Here is a 24,316-nt window from a genome sequence, read left to right as displayed (position 1 = left end):
ACGTGGGGACCGTAACGATCGGTGTGTCGATCGCGGTCCCGGAGCCTCACGGCAGCCTGCTCCAGGAGCGGCGCGCGGGCTTCGGCGACGCCGCTGCGCACGGCATCCCCACGCACGTCACGCTGTTGCCGCCCACCGAGGTGGACGCCTCACAGCTCGCCGAGGTCGAGAACCATCTCGTCTCGGTGGCCGCCGCCGGGCGCCCCTTCCCGATGCGGCTGTCCGGCACCGGTACGTTCCGGCCGCTGTCCCCGGTCGTCTACGTCCAGGTGGTCGAGGGCGGCTCCGCCTGCACCTGGCTGCAGAAGCAGATCCGCGCCGCCTCCGGGCCGATGGCGCGCGAGCTGCACTTCCCGTACCACCCGCACGTCACCGTGGCCCACGGCATCGACGACGAGTCGATGGACCGCGCCTTCGAAGCGCTCGCCGACTACCGCGCGGAGTGGCCCTGCACCGGCTTCGCGCTCTACGAACAGGGCGCGGACGACGTCTGGCGCAAGCTCCGCGAGTTCACCTTCGGAGGTGCCGTCGTACCGCCCCAGGCGGCCCACACGGATCGTGGAACGATCCCCAGCCACTGAGTGACATCAGACGAGTGACATCAGACCGCCAGTCGTCTGAACAGCCCCCGCGGCAGATGCCGCAGCGCCGACGTCACCACGCGCAGCGTTCCCGGCACCCACACCGTCTCCGAGCCTCGGCGCAGGCCGAGTTCGATGGCTGTGGCGACGGCTTCGGGGGTGGTCGTGAGCGAGGCCGCCCTCGGGTCGGTCATCGTCCGTGAGCGTACGAGACCGGGGCGTACGACCATGACGTGCACGCCCGTGCCGTGCAGCGCGTCGCCCAGGCCCTGCGCGAAGGTGTCGAGGCCGGCCTTGGCGGAGCCGTAGATGAAGTTCGAGCGGCGGGCCCGTTCGCCTGCCACCGAGGAGAGCACCACCAGCGAGCCGTGCCCCTGGGCCTGGAGGGCGCGGGCGCTGATCAGGCCGGACGAGACGGCGCCGGTGTAGTTGGTGTGCGCGACTCGCACCGCGGCGGCCGGATCGCGTTCGTCGCGGGCCTGGTCGCCGAGCGTGCCGAAGGCGAGCAGCACCAGGTCGATGTCGCCCTCCGCGAAGACCTTGCCGAGCACGGTCTCGTGGGAGTCGGGGTCGAGCGCGTCGAAGGCGACGGTGTGCACCTCGGCCCCCAGGGCGCGCAGTTGGGAAGCGGCACTCTCCAGGGCGGGCGAGGGGCGGCCCGCGAGCCACACCGTGCGGGTGCGGCGGGCGATGAGTCTGCGGGCGGTGGCCAGTGCGATCCGGGACGTACCGCCGAGCACGAGGAGGGACTGTGGAGGACGCATAGCCGTGACCGTATCGCCCGGTTATGGGCGGTTGGTCGTGCGGCGTCGGCGCCCTCCCTGAAATGGGCGATTAATCGGATGCCGTTCAATGGGGCGCCACGCGCGCGTGTTTGCGGGGTACCCGCACATCGGTGTCAGTGGACGGGGGCAGAATCGGATCATGGACTGGCTGAAGAAGCTCCCCGTCGTCGGGCCGCTGGTGGCGCGCCTGACCGCCACGCACGCGTGGCGGTCGTACGAGCGCCTCGACCGGGTGAAGTGGTCGCAGCTCGCCGCCGCCATGACCTTCATCAGCTTCATCGCGCTGTTCCCGCTGCTGACCGTGGCCGCCGCGATCGCCGCCGCCACCCTCAGCACCGACCAGCAGCACGAACTCCAGGACAAGATCGCCGAGCAGGTCCCCGGCATCTCCGACCAGCTCAACATCGGCTCCCTGGTGAACAACGCGGGCACCGTCGGGCTGATCGCCGGTGCCGTCCTGCTGTTCACCGGCATCGGCTGGGTCGGCTCGATGCGGGAGTGCCTGCGCGCGGTGTGGGAGCTTCCCGACCGCGACGAGAACCCGCTGCTGCGCAAACTCATCGACACCGGGGTGCTGATCGGTCTGGGCGGCGCCGTCCTCGCGACGATCGCCGTCTCCACCGTCGCCTCGGCGCTGGTCGACTGGATCAACGACCAACTGGGCATCGCCCAGGGCGGCTGGGGCGGGATCCTGCTGCGGATCGCCGCGTTCGCCGTCGCCGTACTCGCCGACTTCCTGCTCCTGCTGTACGTCCTGACCCTGCTGCCCGGCGTCGAGCCCCCGCGCCGCCGCCTCACCGTGGCCGCGCTGATCGGCGCGATCGGCTTCGAACTGCTGAAGCTGCTGCTCAGCGGCTACATCCAGGGCGTGGCCGCGAAGAGCATGTACGGCGCGTTCGGCGTCCCTGTGGCGCTCCTGCTGTGGATGAACTTCACCTCGAAACTCGTCCTGTTCTGCGCCGCCTGGACGGCGACCCCGAGCAGACCGGACGAGGACGACGACTACGACCCGGCCGACGACACCGAGAACCCCAAGGTCAGGGACGCGGGCGACGACGGACCAGATCCGGCAGCGGCCAGCGCCGGTTGACCAGGAAGACACCACCGGCCAGCAGCACCAGCAGCCCGCCGACGATCGCGAGCGCGATCCCCACCCCGCTCGAACCGTCCTCCTCGGCGGCCACGGGCGTGGAGGACGCGGCCGGCTTCGTGCCCGCCGTGTCGCCGCCCGCCTCTCCGCTGGCCGTGGCACCCGGCTGGGCGCTCGCCTGCGCCGCGTTCTTCGGCGCGACCAGCTCACCCACCGGCTGCACCTTGCCGGCCGCCTGGAAGCCCCAGTCGAGGATCTTCGCGGCCTCCTTGTAGACCTCGTTGTGCTCGTCCTTCTCCGGGTTCATGACCGTCACCAGCAGCACCTTGCCGCCGCGTTCGGCGACCCCGGTGAAGGTGGCGCCCGCGTTGGTGGTGTTTCCGTTCTTGACGCCCGCGATGCCCGGGTACACCGAGACGTCCGAGTCGCCGCTCAGCAGCCGGTTGGTGTTGCGGATGTCGAAGGTCCCGCGGACCGACTTGCCCTTCACCTTCGTGGTCTCGCCCGGGAACTTCGCGCTCACCGTCGAGCAGTACTCGCGGAAGTCCTTCTTCTGGAGCCCGGAGCGCGCGAACAGCGTCAGGTCGTACGCCGACGAGACCTGCCCCGCCTCGTCGTAGCCGTCCGGCGTCACCACATGCGTGTCCAGCGCCTGGAGGTCCTGGGCGTGCGCGTTCATGTCGGCGACGGTCTGCGCGACACCGCCGTTCATGTGGGACAGGACGTGCACGGCGTCGTTGCCGGAGCGCAGGAAGACACCGAGCCACAGGTCGTGGACCGTGTAGCTCTCGCCCTCCTTTATCCCGACCAGGCTGGAACCGGCGCCCATGCCGGCCAGGTCGGACGCGACCACCTTGTGCTCGGTCGTCTTCGGGAACTTCGGCAGCACGGTGTCCGCGAACAGCATCTTCAGGGTGCTCGCCGGAGGCAGCCGCCAGTGCGCGTTGTGCGCGGCCAGCACATCACCGGTCTCGGCGTCGGACACGATCCACGACCGCGCGGTCAGGTCCTTCGGCGCCACCGGGACACCGGCCGCCAGATTGACCTGCGTCCCCGCCTGCGCGAGCCGGGCACCGCCCACCGACGACATGTTCGCCGGGGGAGTGGCCGTAGGACCGGCACTCGGACTCGCCGACGAACTCGGGGTCGGACTCGGAGCCGCGAGGGCGAGCGGCGCGGTGAGCGCGAGGGACGACAGGGCGGCGGAAAGGACCAGCAGGGATCGCCTGACGGTCTTCAGTGGAGCGGGCACGCACGTGAACGTACATGCCCCGGGACCCGAAGTCCCGTCACCGGCCCCACCCCGGCCACCGGCCCCGGAGGACGACGGCGATACTGGACTCATGAAGCTCAGCCGCCCCGTCTCCTGGTTCCTGCTCGCCTTCGGGGTGTGGAGCTGGGTCATCTGGATCACTTTCGTCAAGAATCTCGTCGCGGACGGCAGCGGACTGGCCTTCGACGACGGCCGCCCGACGGCGTACTTCTGGGTGCACCTCACCCTGGCCGTCGTGTCCTTCGTATTGGGGACGGTCATCGGGGGCCTCGGGTTGCGTGGACTGCGCGCACTGCGCGAGACGTCATAAAGAAGTGGCCATCGCCGTCATCGCGCTCGTCGCCCTGGTCGCGGCAGCCGTCCTGGGCGGCGCGCACTGGTACGTCTGGCGCCGCCTGGTCCGCGACACCACGCGCGCGTGGGGCCCCGCCCGCGTCACCGGCACGGTCCTACTGATCACCGGCCCGGTCCTGATGATCGCGGCCCTCGCCGCCGAGCGCGGCGGCGCCCCCTTCTGGCTCCAGCGCGTCCTGGGCTGGCCCGGCTTCCTGTGGATGGCCCTGGCGATCTACCTGCTGCTGGCCGTCCTCGCGGGAGAGGTCTTACGGCCGCTGCTGCGCCGGTTCCTCGAACGGCGCGGGCGGGCCGGGACGGTCGTAGAAGCCGTAGACGAGGAACCCTCACCGCAGCCCCTCGCTGCCCCCTCCCGCCGTCTCTTCGTCTCCCGGGTCGTCGGGGGCGCGGCTGCCGCTGCCGCCGTGGGGACCGTCGGATACGGCACCTACGGCGTGCTGCGCGGGCCGGGTGTGAAGCGGGTGACCGTGCCGCTGGCCAAACTGCCGCGGTCCGTGCACGGGTTCAGGATCGCGGTCGTCAGTGACATCCACCTGGGGCCGGTCCTGGGGCGAGGGTTCGCGCAGAAGGTCGTCGACACGATCAACTCGACGCAGCCCGATCTGATCGCGGTGGTGGGCGACCTGGTGGACGGGAGCGTCAAGAACCTGGGGCCCGCGGCGGCTCCGCTCGCTCAACTGACGGCGCGGCACGGGTCGTTCTTCGTCACGGGAAACCACGAGTACTTCTCCGGCGCCGAACAGTGGCTGGAAGAGGTCCGCAGGCTCGGCATCCACACCCTGGAGAACGCCCGTACCGAACTCCCCGGCTTCGACCTCGCCGGGGTCAACGACATCCAGGGCGAGAGCGAGCGCCAGGGGCCCGACTTCGGGAAGGCGCTCGGGGATCGTGACGCCACGCGCGCGTGCGTGCTGCTCGCGCACCAGCCCGTGCAGATCCACGAGGCCGTGAAGCACGACGTCGACCTCCAGCTCTCCGGGCACACGCACGGCGGTCAGCTCTGGCCCGGCAACTTCATCGCGGCGGCGGCCAATCCGACGGTCGCGGGCCTGGAGCGCTACGGGGACACCGAGTTGTACGTCAGCCGGGGCGCGGGCGCCTGGGGGCCGCCCACCAGGGTGGGAGCCCCGTCCGACATCACGATCGTCGAACTGGCGTCGAAGCAGGCCTAGTCGGCGGGCCAGGGCCGCGGAGTCGGTCGGCTACGAACAGAAGGAAGCCTTCACGGCGGCCACGATCCCGGCGGCTGTCACTTCGTCCGTGCCGTAGCGGGCGGAGGCGAAGCGTGAGGGTAGCCCAGCGGGGTGAAGTGGCTTTGCGGCAGGCCTGGTTGTTGTGTCGGGGCAGGTCTGCGGACTGGCTGGGAAGCGCCCGTGAAACGGGCGATTAACACCCGTCGGTAAGTTCTTTCTCATCTCGCCAGAACCCTCTTCCCCCGGATGAAACTCCTGTGGTTAGGTGATCCGCGCCACTAGGGGAGTGGCATATGCGCAGGAACCCGGGAGGGTTCTGGGGAGGGCACACCGATGCGGTCGGTTCGCATACGGATTCTCGCGACTCTGCTGGTTCTGGCGGCCGTGGGAGTGGGCGGCTGGCAGTTGCTGCCGTCGGACGGGAACAAGAACAGGACGATCACGGTGGGGACGACGGACGCCGTCACCTCGCTCGACCCGGCCGCCGCGTACGACGCGGGTTCCTGGGCGTTGTACAGCAATGTCTTCCAGTCGCTGATGACGTTCGACTCGGGCGGCACGAAGCCCGTCCCGGACGCGGCCAAGAGCTGCGGTTTCGTGGGCGCCGGGCTGACGACGTACCGCTGTGTGGTGCGCGACGGACTCACCTTCCCCAGCGGGCGCACGATGACCGCCGCGGACGTGAAGTACTCCTTCGACCGGGTCAAGAAGATCAACTCGGACGTCGGCCCGTCGTCCCTGCTCTCCACGCTCGGCTCGGTCACCGCCTCCGGGATGACCGTCACCTTCCATCTGTCGTCGCCGGACGCCACGTTCCCGTTCAAGGTGGCCACCGGCGCCGGTGCGATCGTCGACAGCAGCAAGTACCCGAAGGACGCCCCGCGCAACGGGTTCCAGGCCGACGGCACCGGGCCGTACACCCTGTCGTCGTATACGAAGGGCAAGCAGGCCGTCCTGAAGCCCAACAGCCACTACAAGGGTGCGGTCAAGAGCACGGGGAGCCCGATCGAGCTGCGGTACTACGCCGACTCGGACGCGCTGCAGAAGGCGTACAAGGCGAAGCAGGTCCAGGTCGCCACCCGGCAGCTGCCGCCGAAGATGCTCTCCGGGCTCTCCGCCAGCGACCCGAACCAGCGGGTGTCGGAGGCCGACAGCTCCGAGACCCGCAACCTGTATCTCAACACCCGTAAGGGCACGCCCCTGCACGACGTCCTCGTCCGGCGGGCGATGGCCTGGCTGGTCAACCGCGACGAGCTGGCCGCCACGGTGTACGACGGCACGGTCGACCCGCTGTACTCGCTGATCCCGGCCGGCATCGTCGGCCACACGACGTCCTTCTTCGACGCCTACCCCACCGAGAGCGTCAGCAAGGCGAAGGCACTCCTCGAAGAGGCGGGCGTCTCCGTCCCGGTGCGCTTCACCTACGGCTACGGCATCGGGCACGGCTCCGGCGCCGAGGAGGCCGCCGAGCTGAAGAAGCAGCTGGAGGCGGGCGGCCTGTTCAAGGTGGACGTCAAGGGCTACGAGTGGACCGACTTCCAGAAGCGCTGGGCCACCGGCAAGCTGGACGCGTGGGCGGTCGGCTGGGTCGCCGACTACCCCGACCCGGACACCTTCGGCTCCTCGCTCGTCGGCACCGGCTCCACCATGAACACCGGCTACAGCAACAAGCTCGTCGACCAGCTCATCCTCAACAGCCAGAAGTTCGCCGACCGCAGCCGCGTCGACGACGACTTCCGCGACGTCCAGACGGACGTCGCCGAGGACGTGCCGCTGATCCCGCTGTGGCAGCGCAAGGAGTACGTCGTGAGCAGCGAGGACATCGGCGGCATCTCCTATCTCACGGACGGCACCGGCGTGTTCCGGCTGTGGGCGCTGGACTGGATCTGAGCCCACCCGCCCGGCCCGGCTTCGCCCGAGTGACACCGGGCGGCCCTCGCACGCAGCACCATGTGACGAAGGCGTGCGCGGGGTGAGGAGCCGACGTGGTCAGACGCAACTCGTTCCGGCTGCCCCGGCACCCGGCCTCGGTGGGGCTCGCCCGGCGCCGGGTCCGGGACCATCTGGCCGACTGGGGGCACGCCGGTGACGATCCCGCGCTCCTGGACGCGGTGCTCCTGGTGTCCGAGCTGGCCACCAACGTCGTACGCCACGGGCCGCTCCTGGAGCGGGAGTTCGAGGTCGCGGTGACGGCCCTCGCGGACGGCTCCTGCCTCATCGAGGTGTCGGACGAGGGCCGGGTCGAACCGCGGCTGCGGGTCGTCACGGACGCGGCGGAGGCGGGCCGCGGCCTGCACCTCGTGGAGGGCATCGCGGCGGCCTGGGGCGTGTGGAGCCGCGGCGCGCACGGCAAGACGGTGTGGGCCCTCGTGCAGGCCCACGACACTCCCTGACGTCTCCGGTGTCCTACGACGGCACCGGTGCCCGCGTCGGCAGGGTCACCGTCACCGCGAGTCCCTCGCCCGGGGCCGTCCGCACCGCGACGTCCCCGCCGTGCGCCTGGACGACGCCCTGCACGATCGCCAGCCCGAGGCCGCTGCCCGCACCGCCGCCCGCCCGGAAGAAGCGGTCGAACATCCGCGCCGCGTCGTCCTGTTCCAGCCCCGGGCCCTCGTCCGCGACACACAGCCGGACGACTCCGTCCTCGCGCTCCAGACCGAGCCGTACGGGCACGTCGGCGGGCGTGTGGGTGCGGACGTTGGTCACCAGGTTGCCGAGTATCTGGCGCAGGCCCGACTCGTCGGCGCGCACCAGCAGGGAGCCGTCGGCGCCGACCGTGACCGGCCGCTCCGGCTGCTGCACCCGCAGGTCCTCGGCGGCGTCGCGCACCAGGCGGCTCAGGTCGACGTTCCTGAAGCGCAGTTCGGGACTCTGGTCCAGGCGGGCCAGGGTGAGGAGTTCGTCGACGAGGCGGCCCATGCGGTCGGCCTCCGCGTTCATCCGGTCCCAGGCGCGTCTGCGCTCGTCGGGCTCGGTCAGCATGCCCTTGTCGTAGAGCTGGAGGTAACCGCGTATCGCCGACAGCGGGGTGCGCAGCTCGTGCGAGGCGTCGGCGACGAAGCGGCGGAGCTGGGCGGCCGTGCGCTCGCGCGTGCGGTACGCCGACTCCACCTGGTGGAGCATGGAGTTGAGGGCGAGCCGCAGCTGCTCGACCTCCTGGGTCGGGTGGTGGCTGGAGGGCACGCGCCGGGTCAGGTCGCCCTCGGCGATCGCCGTCGAGGTCTCCACCATGTCCTCCAGGGGCCGCAGCCGCCGCCGCACGCTGACCATGGTGAGCGTGGCGAGCAGCACCAGCAGCAGGCTGCCGAAGGTGAGGTCCAGCTTGAGGGCCTTGGCCATGCCGTGGTGGAGGCCGCCGGTGGAGGCGGCGATCAGGATGTACGTGCCGTCGGTGAGCCGGGTCCCGGTCGCCCGGTAGGAGTCGCCGCGCAGCGAGATGTCGCGCGGTGTGCGGTCCTTGGTGAGATTGGCGGGGTCCCCGAAGGCGTCGGCGAGGGCCCGCTGGGCGGCCGTAGGGGCGTACCCGGCGATGGTGAGGACCTTGCCCCGGCGGTCGACCGCCGCGAACACCGTGTCCGGCTTCGGGGAGCCGGGCTGCTGCTGGGGCACCAGCCGGTCGCCGATGCCGGCCAGTGAGCTCAGTACGTTGATCTGCCGCATGGTGAGCTGCGAACTGCTCAGCGAGTCACGGGACTTGGTGAGCTCCGCGTCGACCTGGGCGAGCAGGTAGTGCCGCATGCCCATCAGGCTGACGGCGGTGGCCATGACGATGCCCAGGGAGAGCAGCGCGAGGTTGGCCAGGGTCAGCTTGGCGCGCAGCGAGTGGGCGCCGCGCTCGCAGTTCGGCAGCCGGATCCTCATGCGAGCCCGTATCCGACGCCCCGCCGGGTGGTGATGACCGGCGCTCCCAGGGTGTCCAGCTTGCGCCGCAGATAGCTGATGTAGGTCTCGACGACGGTCGACTCCGGCGGGGTGTGCTCGTACTGCCAGACATGGCGCAGCAGTTGCTCCTTGGGCACGATCCGGCCGCCGTTGCGCACCAGGAAGCGCAGCAGGGCGTACTCGGTGGGGGTCAGCTCGACCGAGCGGTCCGCGCGGTGCACCGAGTACGTCGTCTCGTCCAGCTCCAGGTCGCCGTAGCGCAGCGGCGGGCGCTGGGGGAGGACGTCGGCGGGGCGGGTGCGGCGCAGGACGGCGGTGATGCGGGCGACGACCACGTCGATGTCGAAGGGCTTGGTGATGTAGTCGTCGCCGAAGCCGAGGGCGCCGACGATCTCGGCCGGCGCGTCCCGCGCGGTGAGGAAGACGAGCGCCAGGTCGGGCCTGCGGGCGCGCAGTTCCTGGCCCAGCGCGCGGCCGTCGCCGTCCGGGAGCATCACGTCGAGCAGCGCGCAGTCCGGGCGGGTGCGCTCGGCCAGCGCGAGCGCCTCGCGGACGGTGCCCGCGGTCATGACCTCGAAGCGGTGGTAGCGCAGCGCGATGGCGAGGACGTCGGCGATGCTCGGTTCGTCCTCCACCACCAGCACGGTTCCTGGAGCCGTCATGCCCCCAGTATCGGCGGCACCACTGACATCGGGGCCGTCCGGTCTTTGGAGTTCCTTGAGAGTCATGGCCAGGACGTGTCCACGCGCGCGTGCCACCGCCAATTGTGTAGCCCAGGACCTGGGGGACCATCCGACCGATCGACCGAGTCAACTCGGTTTTGCATAAGGAGTGTTGAGCGTGGCGACATTGGCACGGTGGTGCTATCGGCACCGGCTGGTGGTCCTGTTGCTGTGGGTGGGGGCACTGTTCGGCCTGGGCTTCTCGGCGACGACGGCGGGGACGGACTACGCGAACGTCTTCTCCCTCCCGGACACGGACTCCAAGAGCGCGTACGACCTGATGCAGAAGGCGTTCCCGAACAGCTCGGGCGACACCGACACGGTGGTGTGGAAGGTCGACTCGGGCTCGGTCAAGGACCGGTCCGTACAGACCCGCATCCAACCCGCCCTGGACAGGATCGCGGGCATGAAGGGCGTCGGCGAGGTCACCGGCCCCTACTCCGGCGCCCGGGGCGCGGCCCAGATCAGCTCCGACGGGACGATCGCCTACGCGCAGATCACCTTCGCCGAGCAGGCGAACGCGGTCCCCAAGGACCTCGTCCAGAAGGTCGTCGACACCGCGCAGGCCGCGCGGCGCGACGGCCTCCACGTCGAGCTGGGCGGCCAGGCCGTCCAGCGGGTCGAGGAACCGCCGGGCGGCATAGCCGAGGGTGTCGGCATCCTCGCGGCGGCGATCGTCCTGTTCCTGGCCTTCGGCTCGTTCTACGCCGCCCTGCTGCCGATCGGCATCGCGATCTTCGGCGTCGGCACCGGCCTGTTCTCCACCCAGCTCCTCAGCCACACCACCGACATCCCCGACCTGGCGCCCCTGCTGGCCACCCTGATCGGCCTCGGCGTCGGCATCGACTACGCCCTCTTCATCGTCACCCGGCACCGGCGCGGCCTCCAACGGGGCATGGATCCCGAGGAGTCGGCGGTCGTCGCCCTCAACACCTCGGGCCGCGCGGTGCTGTTCGCGGGCGGCACGGTGTGCATCGCGCTCGCCGGCATGCTGGTGACGCAGCTGCGCTTCCTGGACGGCGTCGTCATCGGCACCTCGCTCACGGTCGTCCTCAGCGTCCTCGCGGCCACGACCCTGCTGCCCGCGCTGCTCGGCTTCCTGGGCCCGCGCGTGCTCAGCCGCAAGCAGCGCCGCAAGCTGGAGAGCGGGCCGGAGCCGGAGCGCACCGACAACCTCGCGGTCCGCTGGTCGGCCGCCGTGCAGAAGCGCCCGCGCCGGATCGCCGCCTTCGCCCTCGTCGTCATGGCCGTCCTCGCCCTCCCCGTGCTGTCGCTGCGCCTCGGCGCCACCGACCAGGGCAACGACAACGCCTCGACGACCACCAGGAAGGCCTACGACCTCCTGGCCGACGGTTTCGGCCCCGGCTTCAACGGCCCCCTCCAGGTGGTCACTTCGAGCGGTGATACCGCCACCCTGGTCAAGGACATCGAGGCCACGAAGGACGTGGCCCGGGTCGCCGCGCTGCCGCCCACGGGCGGGGTGACGGTCATCCAGGTCGTCCCGAAGACCTCACCGCAGTCCGTGGAGACCGACGACCTGATCGACACCCTGCGGGACAAGGTGATCCCCGAGGCCGGCGCGACCGGTCACGTCGGCGGGGTGACGGCGATCTCCAAGGACTTCGCGTCCGTCACCGGCGACCGGCTCCCGCTCTTCGTCGCGACGATCATCGGCCTGAGCTTCCTGCTGCTCCTGCTCGCGTTCCGCTCGCTCGTGGTCCCGCTGACGGCCGCCCTGATGAACCTCATCGCGGCGGCGGCCTCCTTCGGTGTCCTGGTGGCGATCTTCCAGTGGGGCTGGGGCCTGGACATGCTCGGGCTCGGCAAGGAGGGCCCGATCAACGCCTTCCTGCCGGTCATCATGCTGTCCCTGCTGTTCGGCCTCTCCATGGACTACCAGGTGTTCCTGGTGAGCCGTATGCACGAGGAGTGGGTCCACACCAAGGACAACGCCCGCGCGGTCCGCGTCGGCCTCGCGGAGACCAGCCGCGTCATCAACTCCGCCGCCCTCATCATGGTCTGTGTCTTCCTGGCCTTCGTCCTGAGCGGCAACACGGGCGCGGCGACGGCGGGCGTCGGCCTGGCCGCCGCGGTCGCCCTCGACGCCTTCATCCTGCGTACGGCCCTGGTCCCGGCCGCGATGCACCTGCTCGGCAACTCCAACTGGTGGCTCCCGGCCTGGCTCGACAAGAGCCTTCCGCACCTCGCGGTGGAACCCGCCGAGGAGCCCGCGCCGACCGTCCCCGACGGCCCGTCCTCGGCCGTCCACGGCTTCGTCCGGACGACCGACGGGGAGCCCGTGGAGGGCGCCGCCGTCACGCTGCGGACGACCGGTGGACGCGAACTGGACCGCGTCGAGTCCCTGGCGGACGGCTCGTACATCGTCTCGGTGCCGGGCCCGGGGACCTACCTCCTGGCGACGACGGCACCGTCGTACGGCTCGACCGCCCGGCAGGTGACCGTGACGGACGATCCGCTGGTCTACGACGTCGAACTGGCCGAGGGCGAGGTCGACGCCGTCAACTGACCGGAGCACTCAGGGGCGTTCGTCGTCGGCGGGACCGGCGGCGGACGCCCCGCGCTTCTCTCCCTGCTTCTTCTTCGCCGGGTCCGGCAGCGCGTGGGTCATGCCCGGCAGGAAGTCCGTGAACAGCTCGTGCACCTCCAGGACGAGCGGCCGCAGCACCCGGAAGCGGGCCAAGGACACACCGCGCGCGGTGAGCCGGGCGCCGCGCTCGGCGAGCCGGTAGCTGCGCTCGCGCCCCTCGGTCCGGTCGAACACCCAGTACAGCACCAGGCCCATCTGCGAGAGCCACATCAACTCAGGGAGCACGTCCCGCAGTTCCGGCGCCACCTTGGTCTTCGCGCCGAACAGCACCTCCTTGTGGACGTCGATGGCCTGCACGCGCGCGTGCTCGCTCTCCGGGGAGAACGGGCTGAGCGGACTGTCCGGGTCGGCGGCGTTCTTGAAGAACTGCACCGCGAACTCGTGGTAGGGCGTCGCGATGTCGAGCCACACCCGGAGCACGCCCGCGAGCCGTGCCTCCAGATCGGTCTCCCGGTCCAGCACCTCGCGGACCGCGAGCCGGTGCTCCTCGGCGATCCGGTCGTAGAAGCCCTGGATCAGGTGCTCCTTGCCGGCGAAGTAGTAGTAGGCGTTGCCTACGGAGACGCCCGCTTCCTTGGCGATGGCCCGCATCGTCGTCTTGTCGTAGCCGTGCTCCTGGAACAGCCGCATGGCCGTCTCCAGGATGAGCGCGCGGGTCTGCTCGGACTTGCTGGGGGTGGCGCCGTCGTCGGGGCCGTCGTTGTTCGCGGGCACGGGGACAGAGCCTATCCAGTGGGGCAGGAACCGCCGACGCAGCCCGGCCCGGTGTACGACCACCCGCGGCTCGGGTCGTACGTCCACCCGTCGCTCTGCCGGTACACGCCACCGCCCCACCGCCCGGGGCCCCACTGCGCCCCGCGCCACTTCGCGGCGGCCAGCACGGCCCCCTTGGCGAGCCGGGCGCCGGCAGGGGTGCTCAACCGGTGCGCCAGGGGCCGCTGTTCGCGCAGCGCCCACAGGGTGACGATCCAGGCGGCGGCACCCTGGTAGACCTGCCCGGAGTCGCCGACGACGGTGATCTCGTCGAGGGTGGCCCGGTGGTCGAGCCCGGGGAAGCGCCGCCGCGCCTCTTCGGAGGACGCCGGTACCAGCTCCAGGGGCACCAGTTGCGACTGCCGTACGAGCCAGTCGCGCAGGAAGGTGCACAGGGAGCAGTCGGCGTCGTAGAGGACGGTGAGCCCGTGGACCGGGACGTGTGAGGCGTCCCGGTCCTGGGTCCCGCCGAGGGCCGGGGCCACCCCCGTCACGCCCCGGCCGTCGGCGGAACCCACCCCTGCGGCGCGACGGGCGGCACCTGCTCCCGCTCCATGACCCCGCGCCGCCGGATCTTGTTGAGCACGTACACGTTGCCCAGGTGCATCACCCCGAGCACCAGCAGCACCACGCCCACCTTGGTCGACAGGGCCTCGAAGATGCCCCGGGTGTCCTCGATCGTGCCGTCGCCGCTGAGGTAGAGGGCGACGAACCCGAGGTTCACCAGGTAGAAGCCCACTACGAGGAGGTGGTTCACGGCCTCCGCGAGTTTTTCGTTCCCCCGTAGGACGTCGGAGAGGAAGATCCGCCCGTTGCGGCTGAGCGTGCGTGCCACCCAGACGGTGAGTCCGATGCTGACGATCAGATAGATGACGTAGGCGACGACCGTGCGGTCCATGCGCCTCCCCCTCCTTGAACGCGTTCAAAAACGCTGACAGGAGAGACTGTAGGGATGTTTTTGAACGCGTTCAACTCACTTGCGCTGGGAGCTGCGTCACACCCGCCGCGCCAGCTCCGGCCGCTTCGTGTAGTCCGTGAACCCGATGACGTTGCCCCAGGGGTCGGCGATCTCGACGGTCCACCCCGTGGCCACGGAGAAGGGCGCGTCGAGCAGTGCGACGCCGGCGCCGGTGAGGTGCTGTGCGGCCCTCCGTGCGTCCGGGACCTCCAGCCATACGCGGGGCGCGGGCCAGGGCGGTGGCCTGTGCCCCAGTCCGTCCTCCACCCGCAGCAGCACCCCCGGTGTCTCCCCGCCGACCTTCAGGATCGCGATCCCGGCCTCGTCGAGCCGGAACCCGACCGTGAATCCGGCACGCTCGTAGAAGGGGACCGCCTCTGCGAGATCCCCTACGGGGAGGAGGAGATTGTCGAAGCCGAGCAGTTCGTACGACTCTTCATCTGACATGCCGTCAGATTAGGTGGGTGGAGTCGGGTGCCATCGGGAGGCGACCGCAGGCTGACCATGTGATCACTCGTTGAGGTGAAGCACTCCTGATCCCGCCCGGGTGGCCCGAGTCGACACGTGAGACTCCGCCGCATGGGAGCACTGATGAGCGCCGGATCCGAGGACGGGCTGGACGACGAGCCGGCGTACCACTGGCCGATCCCGCCCGCCGAGGGCTGGACCGCGGACGACCTCGAGCGGATTCCGGGCCTCCCGCCGCACACGGAGCTGATCGACGGGAGTCTCGTCTTCACGCGTCCGCGGACGCGTTTTCACATGCGATGCATGCGCCTGCTTGAGCACAGCTTGTTGGAACAGGTGCCGGGCGACCTGGATGTCGACCGGGAATTCACCGTCAAACTGGATCGCAGGAACCGACCCGAGCCCGACATTCTCGTGTTCCGCGCGGAAGTGGATCTCGGTCCCGACCAGACCTGGCACAAGCCCGAGGACGTGCTCCTGGCCGTCGAGGTCGTGTCGGCCGATTCCGTGGAGCGGGACCGGGAGACCAAGCCCCGCAAGTACGCGGCGGCAGGCGTGCGCCACTACTGGCGGGTCGAGCAGGACGAGGACAAGGGCCTCCCCGTCGTCTACGCCTACGAACTCGACCCCGCCACCAAGTCCTACGCCCTCGCCGGCATCTTCCATGACCGGCTCAAGCTCTCCGTGCCCTTCGACATCGAGATCGACCTGACGGCGATCGATCGGCGTCCGGGGTCCCGCTGACTGTCCGTCAGTTTCCGGTCAGTATCAGGCCGCCGTCGACGGTGAGCACGGTGCCGGTGGTGAACCGGTTCTCCATCAGGTAGAGGTGAGCCGTGGCGATCTGCTGCGGCTTGCCGACCGTTTTGGTGAGGGCGCGCCGCGCGAAGTCGTCGAGTACCGCGGCGCGCTGGGGTTCGGGAACGGCGTCCCACAGCGGGGTGCGGACGGCGCCGGAGCGGACGGCGTTGACGCGGACGGGGGCGAGGTCGACGGCCAGGCCGCGGACGAGGCCCTCGGTGGCCGCGGATCCGGCGGCGGCGAGGGCGGCGCCCTGGACCGGGCGGACGCCGACCGTCCCCGAGGTGAGGGTGATCGAGCCGCCGGGGCGAATGCGCGGGGCCGCGTGCTTGGCGACGGCGACCGCGCCCCAGAACCGCACGTCGAAGATGCGGCGGGCCTCGTCGAGCGGGAGTTCTTCGAGCGTGCGGCGATCGGCCCGGTCGCCGGCCGTGAACACCACGTGGTCGAGTTCGCCGACGCGGGCGAACAGGCCGGAGACGGCCGCCTCGTCGCGCACGTCGAGCGCGGCGGCGTCGCACGAGTCCGGCAGTTCGGCGAGCGCGGCGTCGATGCGCTCCTTGCTGCTAGAGGCGATGGTGACCACGGCGCCGGCTGCCGCGGCCGCGTGGGCCGTGGCCAGTCCCATGCCGGAACTGCCGCCGATGACGACGATGCGCTGACCGGTCAGTGTCATGGTGCTCCTCCTGGATTCCCGAGCCGATGAGGTTGATGACTCACTGGGACATCAACGTAGCACTTGATGTCTCGGTGAGTCATCACTGTTAGAATCCCGGCCATGCCACGTTGGGAGCAGGGAGCGGAGGACCGGCTGCGCAAGGCCGCGCTGGCGCTGTTTCTGCAGCACGGATACGAGAACGTCACCGTCGCGCAGATCACCGAGCGCGCCGGGCTGACGCGTCGCACGTTCTCCCGCTACTTCGCCGACAAGCGCGACGTGCTCTTCGCCGGCTCGGATCAGCTTCCTTCCGCGCTCGCCGACGCCGTGCTGAAGGCCGATGCCGAGCTCACGCCGTTCGAAGCCCTGCTCGACGCCCTGGAGCGGGTCGGCGACGTGGTGGCGGCCCGTACCGCCCCGCACGCCGCGCAGCGACAGGCGATCGTCGACGGCAGCACGGAACTCCAGGAGCGCGGCCGCACCAAGTTCGCCGCCGTCTCCGATGCCCTGGACGCGGCACTCCGGCAGCGCGGGGCCGCCCCGGCGACGGCAGGCCTGCTGGCCCATGTCGGCGTCGCCGTCTTCCGGACCGCGCTCGGGCGCTGGGCCGACGATCCGGACGCCGCCGCCTGCTCGGCCCGGGTGCGCGAGGCCGCCGACGAACTCGCCCACGCGCTCGACCGTCGCTGACCGATCCGTCGCGAACCCGAACCGGGCTGTGGAAGAAAGGCGATGATCGAGCGCGTCGTCGTCGGCCTGGCGGCCCAGGTGTGCCCCGCTCTGCCGCGTCACGCATCGGGGTGAGTGGCGGGAACAGCCGACAGCTTGGCCGGCAGCCCCATGCGGGACGTGATGCCCAGCTTGGTGTAGGCGTGGCTGAGGTGGAACTCGACCGTCTTGACGCTGAGGACGAGTTGGCGGGCGATCTGGCGGTTGGTCAGGCCGGACGTGGCCAGGCGGGCGATCACCAGTTCCTGTGGGGTGAGGGGGGAGTCGGACGCGGTCGCGCCGCCGCTGGCGGCCAGTTCGCGTTCGCAGAGGGCCGCGCTCGGGGCGGCGCCCAGGTCCGTGAACGTGCGTAGTGCCCGCCGCAGTTGGCCGGTCGCGTCGGTCCGCCTGCCCGTGCGGCGCAGGAACGCGCCGTAGGCGAGCTGGACGCGGGCCCGGCCGAAGGGGTCCGGCACCTGTTCGGCGTGGCCCAGCGCCGTGCGGAACGACAGCTCCGCCGCACCCGGCGACCGGCGCGCCGCCAGCAGGGTGCCGCGCGCGCGGGCCGCGGCCGCCAGCCGGGAGTGCCGGCCCCGGTGGGCGGAGGGCGCGTCGAGGCCGTCCAGGATCCGCTCGGCCTGCCGGTGCTCGCCGAGCGCGGTGAGCGCGTCCACCAGCAGATCGCGCCACGGCGCCACGAGCGTCCGCGCCACCGGCTCCCGCTCCAGCAGGGGCAGCAGCGCGCCCGCCACCTCGTCGTGTGCTCCCCTGGCCGCAGCCAACTGGGCCCGCGCCCTTGCCACATGGGCGAAGCCCGCGGCGCCGTGGCCGTAGCCGCCGCTGCCCATGGCCTTCGCGAGGTACTCGGCGGCGCGCTCGGTCCGCCCCCGCAGCGCGAGCGCCCCCGCCGCGTCCGCGCAGGCGACCGGCTCCAGCCAGGCGAGACCGCGGGTGACGGCGGTCTGCGCCGCCGATTCGAGTTCGCGCAGGGCCAAGTCCCAGTTCCCCAGGCGGAGTTCGGTCTCGCCCAGGAGGAGCTGGGCCGTCGCGCGCAGCGGCGCGGGACCGCTGCGGCACAGGGGCGCGGCCGAGCGCAGGTCCGCCCGACTGCCCTCCAGGTCGTCGAAGCCGAGCCTGAGCGCGCTGCGGCCGAGCAGCAGGTCCACGTCGCCGGACTGGACGAGCACCGACTCCGGCAGCCCGGCCGCCCGTTCGACGCCCTCTTCTACGGCATCTGTCAGGCCGAGGGCGGCCAGTTGGGCGTACCGCAGCATGCCGCCCGTGAACGGCACGGGCGGCAGCGCCCCGGCCCGCTGCGCCCACCGTACGGCCGCCGCCGCCTCGCCCTGGACGAGGCCGACGAGGGAGAGCCGTTCCGCGATGCGCCGGGCCAGCGCCGGGTCCAGGGCGGGGTCGCAGTGCCGCCACGCGTCGTCCAGGAGCAGCCGGGCGCTGGGCGTCTCGCCCCGGGCGAACGCGAGTTGGCCGTGCGCGTAGCGATGGGCGGCCCGCGTGCTGTCGCCCGGCAGCGCGCGCACCAGGTCGGCGGCCTCCTCCACCCGCCCGTCGCAGAGCAGCGCGTCCGCCGCCTCCACGGTCAGCCGCTCCCGTTCCGGCCGGGTGCTCGCCAGCCGGGAGGCGTGCGCGGCCATCGACGCGGCCCGCGACCAGTGACCGGCGGCGGCCTGCCGGCGGGCACCCGTCGCGAGGTCGGCGACGAGCGCCGGGTCCGGACTGCGGCCCGCGAGCAGCTGGTGCCAGGTACGGCTGGCGGCGTCCCTGCTGGCCCGCACCGCCCCGGTGTGCAGCGCGGCCCGCCGGGCCGGCCCCAACTGGTGGTAGACGGCGGCCTGGACCAGCGGGTCCGGAAAGGCCAGCTCGGGCGGGCCGCCCGCCGGACACTCCGCCAACAGCCCCTGCCCGACGGCCTGTTCGACGGCGGGCAGCGGGTTCTCAAGCCCGGCCAGCTGCGCCACCCGGTGCAGCGGCGCGCGCGGCCCGAGCACACTGGCCGCGGCCACCAGGTCCCGCGCCGGAGCGTCGCAGCGGGCGAGGCGGTCCCGGACCAGCAACTGGTACGAACGCGGCGCGGGCAGCGGGGAGTCGGCAGCGGCCAGGACCTCCGGCTCCACCTCCCGGATCAGCGCGCGTAGATGCAGCGGATTGCCGCGGGTGTGGGCGTGCAGCCTGCCGACGGCGTGCGGCGGCAGGCCCGCGGGCAGCAGCCGGTCGCACAGCGCCCCGGTCTGCTCGGCGGTCAGGCCGTCGAGCGCGAGGCGCAGGGTCTGGTCGTCCGCCAGCAACCTCCCCAGCCCCTTGGGGAGTTGGGCATCGGCCGGCGCGTGGACGGCCAGCACGGTGAGGACCGGCTCGGCCAGCAGCCGGCGCAGGACGAAGGTGAGCGCGTCCAGCGACGGCGCGTCCGCCCAGTGGGCGTCGTCGATGACGAGTACGACGACGGTGTCCGCCGGGATCCGGCGGGCGAGGTCGAGCAGCCGCGCGCCGACCGCGCCGGGCTCGTCCCGCGGCCCAGGCGCCTCCTCAACCGCCGAGGTCTGACTGAGGAGTTGGGCGAGGACGCCGTAGGCCAGGGCCGTCTCGTTCTCGGCGCCGCTGGCCTCCAGCACGCGTACCCGCTCCGCCGTGCGCAGGAAGCGGCGGACCAGGGCGGTCTTCCCGATGCCGGGCGGTCCCTCGACGACGATCAGACGCGAGGCCCCGGCGCGGGCCTCGCGCAACCTGTTCTCCATTTCCCCGAGTTGCGGCTCCCGGCCGTGGAACGACGGTTCCCGGGCCTCGCCCGCTGGGTGGGCATGGTGCAGCAGTGTGTTCACCGGCATGTCGACGTCTACCCCCGTAGTTGCGTCGGTGTTCCGGGCCATGGTGCTCGCCCTGTCATGACGGTTCAACGCGTGTGCCGTTGAGCGGTCCGGCGGGCCGGAGTCCGCGGCTCACCCCGCAAGGACGCGTACGGCCGGGACGGGCAGCGCGGCCAGCCTGCGCTGGACGAAGAACGTGTTCGAGTTCTGATCCAGGCCCGGCACCGGCCCGATCCACTTCCACCCCATCCTCGCGGCGTACTGCTCGGTGAAGCGCCGCCACTCGTCGGGGTTCGGATACCTGCGGTTCGCGTCATGGAAGTAGACGTACGTCGAACCGAACTCCGTGGCATTGCCGATCGGGTTCGCGATCGCCCCGCCGAGAGCCCGCAGGGCCACCGTCCTTGCGGCGGACGGCAGTTGGGCCCACGGCCGTTGCTGGAGGTCCAGGTAGGCACGGCGCTGACCGCGCGGGATGCCGGGCGGGGCGGGCGGTCCGAAGGTGCCGCCGGTGCGGACGAAGCCGGCGCGGTCCATGTTCCGCCTGCTCGCGCCCCAGCTCTTCAGCACCGGTTGCAGCGGGGTCGAATAGGCCCGCAGAAAGGCGTTGAACGTCCGGTAGTAGGGGCGGGTGAGCAGCGCGTACCGGTTGAACATCGCCCAGATGACCGCGTGACTGTCGGCGTCGTCCCGGCCGCCGGACTCCCCGATGACGAAGCGGGCGGTCCACTCGGCGTCCTCGGTGGTGAACTGGTAGGGCGGCTTGCCCCGGGCGGTCAGGACACCGAGCCGCGGGGGTGCGGTGACCTCCAGGTCAGGGGCGTAACTACCGTGGCCGGCCGCCGACTTCGGTGCCGGCCGCGACGGCGGCGCGAAGCGCACGTGCAGATGGTTGTCGTGGTTCTCCAGGAGCTGTACGCCGTGCACCTCGGGGTCGTTGAAGAAGATCGCCTCGACCGGCAGCACGCCGTTGTTCCGCAGCAGGCCGACGAGTTCCTGGGTGAGCGACCGTGAGTAGGAGGCGTGACGCCAGTGCGTCGGGCCCTGACGGCGGCCGGACTTCACCGGGTAGAGGTCCGCTTCGAGGCCGAGCCGGTGCGAGGTGCGCCCGGGCAGCGGGCCGCCGCCGCGGCGGCCGAGATCCCGGATGTCGAGCACGGGCCCCTGGGGGTGGGCCCGGTGCCAGGCGGCGGCGACGGCCACCAGGGCGCGGACGGCCTCCGGCCGCCCGAACCGGTGCGTGGACCGGCCCGTCGCCCGGAAACCGGGGCCGTGGTGCGGGAGTTGACAGTTGATCGCGGGGTCCCCGGCGGGCGGGCGCTCCGTCCCGTTCCGGACGGCGGTCGAGGTCGTCGGCATGACCTCACTCCCCTTCCGGACGGCCACGCCGGGCCGCAGCGGAACGCCCCGGCGGGAGCCCGGCGGGCCGTCGCTCGGGCTGCCTGCCGCGGGGCAGTTCCCTCGGTGCGGCGGCGGCCCGGGGCAGTTGGGCCCGGGGCTCGGCGCGGCCCAGGGCCTCCCTCGGCTCGGGCCGCCCCAACTGCCGCCCGCCCCGCTGGTCGGAGCCCGCGCCGACGGCGTGCCGGCCCTGCTGCTCCAGCAGCCTGCGGCGCAGGTGTACGGCGGGCATCGTGGCGTCGACGCGCCCGTCCGTGCGCTCCAGACCGAGGTCCACGCCGGTCACCGAGCGGTACGAGTGCAGGTAGCCCTGGATCTCCGAGCGCCAGTAGCGGGCCCAGTTCGCCGCCTGGGTACGGTCGTTGACCGCGTTCCAGTTGCCGTAGCGGATCGACAGGAGCAGTTGCTCGCCGAACCGGCCGAGGTCGCGGAAGTGGATGACGGTGTCCGGGGTCCAGCCCTGGAGCCGCTTCATGGTGTCGACGCGGTCCATCCACTGCTCGGGATAGGCGACCATCGTGCGGCCGGGCAGGAACTCGCGCATCTCCGGGCGGGCCAGCAGCCACTCCTCCATCAGCATCTCCTGGCGCGCGGTCCAGGACAGGTCGCCGTACTGGTTGTGCTGTCCCTCGGTCAGCAGCAGATGGACGTCCTTGAGCGCGTTGAGGACCGGGAAGCCGTCCGCGATGATCGTGGTGTCGTCGTCCTCGCGGAAGAACACGGACGTCAGGCTCAGCAGGGTGTGGAAGGCCTCCAGGAACCGCGGCCGGCTGTCCACCGGCCTGATCGGCGGTGCGCCCGGCGCCAGTTGGGTCACCCCGTACTGGTGGTCGTACTCGTAGGCCCGGCGCAGCGGCGACAGCCGGTTCTGCTCGTCCTGCACATAGCCCCACATCAACTGGCTGAGGGCGCGCAGCGGATCGATGTCGACATGGGCCAGCGGGTCGTAGTCGCCGGGGCCGTGCACGTTCTGGAAACGCGCGGAGATCGCGTCGGCCGAGCGGACGAGCATGCCCTCCTCGTGCCAGTACGACCAGATCAGTTCGAGGAAGCAGGGGAAGGTCAGCTTGTCGCGCAGGATGCCGAAGGCCTCCACACCGAACTGGTCCGCCTCCGTGATCGCCAGCTCGCCCAGCTTCAGCCGGATCACCCCGAGGTAGGGGAGCAGCGCCAAGTCCTGTTCGTCCGGGCGGCGTTCACCCGGCGAGTGCGCCGAGATGTAGCGCAGCCAGCGCTGCTGGATGGCCCGCGCGAAGGCGTCGCCGTCCACGTCGCCCGACTCGCCGTAGCGGCGCCGCTCCTCCTCCAGGTCGACGCCGTCGAAGGGGGACGTCAGGTCGGCGCTGTCGACGCGGACCCCGCACCGCACGATGAGGAACACCTCGGTGGCGACCTTCAGCAGCCGGTACGCGTCCACGCCCGGGTACGCCAGGGCGCGCGGCCCGATCTTCTTGCGCGGCTCGCTGGGGTCGGGCAGGCCGCTGCCGGACATGATCGGATCGATGAAGGCGCTGTACTCGTTGAACGAGATCCGGTCGGTGGAGCGGCGGATCGCCGTCCACAGGGCCTGGTCGTCGGTCGGGTCCGAACCCGCCCTGCGCAGCTGGACGTTGATGCTGTCGCCGGCGGCGATCGGCCGCACCTGCACGGTGAGATCGGCATCGGCCACGTCGTTCGCCGCGTTCGGGAGGTGGAACGTCACCCGGGCGGTGTACCCGCCGGGCCGTTGGTCGTCGGGGACGTCCCAGACGGCGCGGGCGGGATCCTGCGGGTCGCTCGGCAGATCGCCGAAGCCGAGGACTTGCCAGGTGATGGTGGTCCCGGGCGGGGCCGGCTGGTCCGGTGCGGCGAACAGTGAGACACGTCCGCCCTGTTGGATGTTGTGGGGCCGTACTTCGATCGTGGCCATGACGGCCTCCTCAACGGCTGTCGTACGCGGAGAGCTCCGCGGTGTGTGCGGCTATGGGGTGTCGGTGTTCCGCGGCCCCGTCCAGGGCCTCAAGGGTGTTGGAGAGTGCCCAGTGGGTGATCAGCTCCCCCAGCAGGCGGCTCTCCTCCTCCGGTGTGATCAGGGATGCGGCCCTGGCCTGGCCGAGGACCGCGAGGACCAGCGTGGGCCGGGCCGTGCGCAGCAGCTCGGGCTGTCGTGTCCAGCGCCGGTAGTGGGACAGCAGCAGCGCGGGCGTACGGCTGGAGCGGGGCATCAGGTCGGCCAGCCGGGCGCCGCTCAGTGAGGGCGGGCGGTGGCCCACCAGCAGGCGGACGAAGCGGGGCATGGACCGTTCGAGGATCTCGGTCACCTCGCGCAGTTCCCGCGGGGCGCGGTGCGGCGGGTAGAGCGCGGCCCACAGCGCGCTCAGCTGCCGCCACTGCGGATGCGGGTACAGGGCGTCGCCCATGGCGCAGCTGAGCCGGACCCTGATGTACGGGAACGGATGCGGGTCGTCGAGAGCCGGCGCGAGCACCAGCCGGCGCGGCAGGCTCACCACGGCCATCAATCCCAGGGTGCCGCCGATGCCGAGCTTCCCCACGGCGAAGAGATCCGCGAGCACCTCGGAGAGGGTCAGCCCCCAGTAGCGGAACGCCGACCGCTCGGCCGCCGTACGCGCGTGCCGCTCGATGTCGTAGAGGACGGGCCGCAGCGAGCCGAGGAGCCCGAGCTGGGCGACCGCCTGGTGGCCGACCTCGTGGACCAGGGACGAGCCGATGCCGTACCCGACCATGCGTTCGCGGGGGATCCGGATCAGCGAGACCGGGCTGCGCCCGCCGCCGGGGATGCGGGTGTGCACCCGGCGGATCGCGCCGCCCGGACCGCGGGCGAGGTAGCAGATGATGGGCGGCGGGTCGGCGAGCGGGGTGCCCGGCGTGACGAGCGCGTCGACCGCCGCGACGTCCAGCCCGGCGAGCTGCACCCCGACGTCGTGCTCGCTGCGCTGGGTGACGGCTTCCGAGAAGACGTCGAAGTGGCTCAGTACGGAGTTGAACTCCCAGCGCAGCAACGAGAATTGGTGCTGCTGCCACTCGGGGTCCCGGTCGCCGCCCGGCCCCTCCAGCCACTCCAGATACGCGCCGACCCGATGCCGGAGCCTGCTCCGCCCCTCCATGAGGAAGCGCTCGATCGCGCTCTGGGCGGCGGCGGACGGTGCGGCGGCAGGCACCATGGTCTCGTGCAGCGCGAACGGCCTGACCCGGTTCAGACGGGTCAGCAGAGCGCGGGCCTCGCCTTCGAGCAGCGCGGTGGCTGCCGGCCGCAGGTCCATGACGG

The 24,316-nt window shown here is 71.6% G+C and carries 22 protein-coding genes; 9 read left to right on the top strand and 13 right to left on the bottom strand.

The window, feature by feature from the left end:
- Window positions 1-2 precede the first annotated feature (2 nt).
- Complete coding sequence (locus ACQHII_RS19000) at window positions 3-581, top strand: 2'-5' RNA ligase family protein (protein ID WP_427920416.1); 579 nt, start codon at window positions 3-5, stop codon at window positions 579-581.
- A gap of 20 nt (window positions 582-601) precedes the next feature.
- Here the strand turns inward: ACQHII_RS19000 and ACQHII_RS18995 are convergent, their stop codons facing one another.
- Window positions 602-1,345, bottom strand: a complete 744-nt coding sequence (locus tag ACQHII_RS18995) for a decaprenylphospho-beta-D-erythro-pentofuranosid-2-ulose 2-reductase (RefSeq protein WP_427920415.1) — start codon at window positions 1,343-1,345, stop codon at window positions 602-604.
- A 160-nt stretch (window positions 1,346-1,505) separates the two neighbouring features.
- On the opposite strand from ACQHII_RS18995, the gene ACQHII_RS18990 reads away from it, so the two are divergent.
- The gene (locus ACQHII_RS18990) at window positions 1,506-2,456 is read left to right on the top strand and encodes a YihY/virulence factor BrkB family protein (RefSeq protein WP_427920414.1); all 951 of its coding nucleotides are present in this window, start codon (window positions 1,506-1,508) and stop codon (window positions 2,454-2,456) included.
- Here the strand turns inward: ACQHII_RS18990 and ACQHII_RS18985 are convergent.
- A complete protein-coding gene (locus ACQHII_RS18985; protein WP_427920413.1) occupies window positions 2,404-3,708 on the bottom strand; it encodes a D-alanyl-D-alanine carboxypeptidase family protein in 1,305 nt (434 codons plus the stop codon). The two genes, ACQHII_RS18990 and ACQHII_RS18985, sit on opposite strands and share 53 nt — an antisense overlap.
- A 91-nt stretch (window positions 3,709-3,799) precedes the next feature.
- Here ACQHII_RS18985 and ACQHII_RS18980 point away from each other — a divergent pair, with 91 nt between their 5' ends.
- The 4 genes from ACQHII_RS18980 to ACQHII_RS18965 all read left to right on the top strand — a co-directional run bounded on the left by ACQHII_RS18980 (window position 3,800) and on the right by ACQHII_RS18965 (window position 7,669).
- Window positions 3,800-4,039, top strand: coding sequence for an SCO4848 family membrane protein (locus ACQHII_RS18980; protein ID WP_026178254.1), 240 nt, complete (start codon window positions 3,800-3,802; stop codon window positions 4,037-4,039).
- A 4-nt stretch (window positions 4,040-4,043) separates the two neighbouring features.
- Window positions 4,044-5,255 (top strand): metallophosphoesterase, encoded by a 1,212-nt coding sequence (locus ACQHII_RS18975; RefSeq protein ID WP_427920412.1) that lies wholly within the window; start codon window positions 4,044-4,046, stop codon window positions 5,253-5,255.
- Between the two features lie 354 nt (window positions 5,256-5,609).
- Entirely contained in the window at window positions 5,610-7,166 is a 1,557-nt protein-coding gene (locus ACQHII_RS18970) for an ABC transporter substrate-binding protein (protein ID WP_427920411.1), read from the top strand.
- A gap of 95 nt (window positions 7,167-7,261) precedes the next feature.
- Complete coding sequence (locus ACQHII_RS18965; RefSeq protein ID WP_427920410.1) at window positions 7,262-7,669, top strand: ATP-binding protein; 408 nt, start codon at window positions 7,262-7,264, stop codon at window positions 7,667-7,669.
- A gap of 13 nt (window positions 7,670-7,682) precedes the next feature.
- On the opposite strand, the gene ACQHII_RS18960 is transcribed toward ACQHII_RS18965, so the two are convergent.
- Both ACQHII_RS18960 and ACQHII_RS18955 read right to left on the bottom strand, forming a co-directional pair.
- On the bottom strand, window positions 7,683-9,137 hold the full coding sequence (locus tag ACQHII_RS18960) for a sensor histidine kinase (protein WP_427920409.1): 1,455 nt from the start codon (window positions 9,135-9,137) through the stop codon (window positions 7,683-7,685).
- Window positions 9,134-9,820: a response regulator transcription factor gene (locus ACQHII_RS18955; RefSeq protein WP_200716065.1), complete on the bottom strand. Its 687-nt coding sequence runs from the start codon at window positions 9,818-9,820 to the stop codon at window positions 9,134-9,136. Before ACQHII_RS18955 ends, ACQHII_RS18960 begins: the two co-directional genes overlap by 4 nt.
- Window positions 9,821-10,007: 187 nt before the next feature.
- Between ACQHII_RS18955 and ACQHII_RS18950 the strand changes: the two genes are divergently transcribed.
- On the top strand, window positions 10,008-12,407 hold the full coding sequence (locus ACQHII_RS18950) for an MMPL family transporter (protein WP_427925352.1): 2,400 nt from the start codon (window positions 10,008-10,010) through the stop codon (window positions 12,405-12,407).
- A gap of 9 nt (window positions 12,408-12,416) precedes the next feature.
- Here the strand turns inward: ACQHII_RS18950 and ACQHII_RS18945 are convergent, their stop codons facing one another.
- The 4 genes from ACQHII_RS18945 to ACQHII_RS18930 form a co-directional block, all read right to left on the bottom strand.
- Window positions 12,417-13,202, bottom strand: coding sequence for a TetR family transcriptional regulator (locus ACQHII_RS18945; protein ID WP_427920408.1), 786 nt, complete (start codon window positions 13,200-13,202; stop codon window positions 12,417-12,419).
- 11 nt (window positions 13,203-13,213) lie between these two features.
- Window positions 13,214-13,735 carry a thiol-disulfide oxidoreductase DCC family protein gene (locus ACQHII_RS18940; protein ID WP_427920407.1) on the bottom strand — a complete coding sequence of 174 codons (522 nt, stop codon included), beginning with the start codon at window positions 13,733-13,735 and terminating at the stop codon, window positions 13,214-13,216.
- Window positions 13,732-14,139, bottom strand: a complete 408-nt coding sequence (locus ACQHII_RS18935) for a hypothetical protein (RefSeq protein WP_427920406.1) — start codon at window positions 14,137-14,139, stop codon at window positions 13,732-13,734. Before ACQHII_RS18935 ends, ACQHII_RS18940 begins: the two co-directional genes overlap by 4 nt.
- A gap of 96 nt (window positions 14,140-14,235) precedes the next feature.
- Entirely contained in the window at window positions 14,236-14,646 is a 411-nt protein-coding gene (locus ACQHII_RS18930; protein WP_427920405.1) for a VOC family protein, read from the bottom strand.
- A gap of 144 nt (window positions 14,647-14,790) precedes the next feature.
- Between ACQHII_RS18930 and ACQHII_RS18925 the strand changes: the two genes are divergently transcribed.
- Window positions 14,791-15,411 carry a Uma2 family endonuclease gene (locus ACQHII_RS18925; protein ID WP_427920404.1) on the top strand — a complete coding sequence of 207 codons (621 nt, stop codon included), beginning with the start codon at window positions 14,791-14,793 and terminating at the stop codon, window positions 15,409-15,411.
- Between the two features lie 7 nt (window positions 15,412-15,418).
- On the opposite strand, the gene ACQHII_RS18920 is transcribed toward ACQHII_RS18925, so the two are convergent.
- Window positions 15,419-16,144 carry an SDR family oxidoreductase gene (locus tag ACQHII_RS18920; RefSeq protein ID WP_427920403.1) on the bottom strand — a complete coding sequence of 242 codons (726 nt, stop codon included), beginning with the start codon at window positions 16,142-16,144 and terminating at the stop codon, window positions 15,419-15,421.
- A gap of 102 nt (window positions 16,145-16,246) precedes the next feature.
- Between ACQHII_RS18920 and ACQHII_RS18915 the strand changes: the two genes are divergently transcribed.
- Window positions 16,247-16,816 carry a TetR family transcriptional regulator gene (locus ACQHII_RS18915; RefSeq protein ID WP_427920402.1) on the top strand — a complete coding sequence of 190 codons (570 nt, stop codon included), beginning with the start codon at window positions 16,247-16,249 and terminating at the stop codon, window positions 16,814-16,816.
- Between the two features lie 98 nt (window positions 16,817-16,914).
- On the opposite strand, the gene ACQHII_RS18910 is transcribed toward ACQHII_RS18915, so the two are convergent.
- The 4 genes from ACQHII_RS18910 to ACQHII_RS18895 form a co-directional block, all read right to left on the bottom strand.
- Window positions 16,915-19,674, bottom strand: coding sequence for an AAA family ATPase (locus ACQHII_RS18910; protein WP_427920401.1), 2,760 nt, complete (start codon window positions 19,672-19,674; stop codon window positions 16,915-16,917).
- Between the two features lie 111 nt (window positions 19,675-19,785).
- Window positions 19,786-21,012, bottom strand: a complete 1,227-nt coding sequence (locus ACQHII_RS18905; protein WP_427920400.1) for a penicillin-insensitive murein endopeptidase — start codon at window positions 21,010-21,012, stop codon at window positions 19,786-19,788.
- A gap of 4 nt (window positions 21,013-21,016) precedes the next feature.
- Window positions 21,017-22,960 carry a hypothetical protein gene (locus ACQHII_RS18900; RefSeq protein ID WP_427920399.1) on the bottom strand — a complete coding sequence of 648 codons (1,944 nt, stop codon included), beginning with the start codon at window positions 22,958-22,960 and terminating at the stop codon, window positions 21,017-21,019.
- A gap of 10 nt (window positions 22,961-22,970) precedes the next feature.
- Window positions 22,971-24,311: a hypothetical protein gene (locus ACQHII_RS18895; RefSeq protein WP_427920398.1), complete on the bottom strand. Its 1,341-nt coding sequence runs from the start codon at window positions 24,309-24,311 to the stop codon at window positions 22,971-22,973.
- Window positions 24,312-24,316 lie beyond the last annotated feature (5 nt).

The organism is Streptomyces sp. cg40, assembly GCF_050320165.1.
Taxonomy (GTDB): domain Bacteria; phylum Actinomycetota; class Actinomycetes; order Streptomycetales; family Streptomycetaceae; genus Streptomyces; species Streptomyces hokutonensis.
This window is presented reverse-complemented; position numbering and strand designations above follow the sequence as displayed.

Excerpts from the sequence above, each read along its gene's own strand:
- ACQHII_RS18980 (WP_026178254.1), top strand. The coding sequence starts at position 3,800 with ATGAAGCTCAGCCGCCCCGTCTCCTGGTTCCTGCTCGCCTTCGGGGTG.
- ACQHII_RS18925 (WP_427920404.1), top strand. The coding sequence starts at position 14,791 with ATGAGCGCCGGATCCGAGGACGGGCTGGACGACGAGCCGGCGTACCAC.
- ACQHII_RS18970 (WP_427920411.1), top strand. The coding sequence starts at position 5,610 with ATGCGGTCGGTTCGCATACGGATTCTCGCGACTCTGCTGGTTCTGGCG.
- ACQHII_RS18960 (WP_427920409.1), bottom strand. The coding sequence starts at position 9,137 with ATGAGGATCCGGCTGCCGAACTGCGAGCGCGGCGCCCACTCGCTGCGC.
- ACQHII_RS18955 (WP_200716065.1), bottom strand. The coding sequence starts at position 9,820 with ATGACGGCTCCAGGAACCGTGCTGGTGGTGGAGGACGAACCGAGCATC.
- ACQHII_RS18930 (WP_427920405.1), bottom strand. The coding sequence starts at position 14,646 with ATGTCAGATGAAGAGTCGTACGAACTGCTCGGCTTCGACAATCTCCTC.
- ACQHII_RS18900 (WP_427920399.1), bottom strand. The coding sequence starts at position 22,960 with ATGGCCACGATCGAAGTACGGCCCCACAACATCCAACAGGGCGGACGT.
- ACQHII_RS18915 (WP_427920402.1), top strand. The coding sequence starts at position 16,247 with ATGCCACGTTGGGAGCAGGGAGCGGAGGACCGGCTGCGCAAGGCCGCG.
- ACQHII_RS18920 (WP_427920403.1), bottom strand. The coding sequence starts at position 16,144 with ATGACACTGACCGGTCAGCGCATCGTCGTCATCGGCGGCAGTTCCGGC.
- ACQHII_RS18995 (WP_427920415.1), bottom strand. The coding sequence starts at position 1,345 with ATGCGTCCTCCACAGTCCCTCCTCGTGCTCGGCGGTACGTCCCGGATC.
- ACQHII_RS18910 (WP_427920401.1), bottom strand. The coding sequence starts at position 19,674 with ATGCCGGTGAACACACTGCTGCACCATGCCCACCCAGCGGGCGAGGCC.
- ACQHII_RS18935 (WP_427920406.1), bottom strand. The coding sequence starts at position 14,139 with ATGGACCGCACGGTCGTCGCCTACGTCATCTATCTGATCGTCAGCATC.
- ACQHII_RS18990 (WP_427920414.1), top strand. The coding sequence starts at position 1,506 with ATGGACTGGCTGAAGAAGCTCCCCGTCGTCGGGCCGCTGGTGGCGCGC.
- ACQHII_RS18895 (WP_427920398.1), bottom strand. The coding sequence starts at position 24,311 with ATGGACCTGCGGCCGGCAGCCACCGCGCTGCTCGAAGGCGAGGCCCGC.
- ACQHII_RS18905 (WP_427920400.1), bottom strand. The coding sequence starts at position 21,012 with ATGCCGACGACCTCGACCGCCGTCCGGAACGGGACGGAGCGCCCGCCC.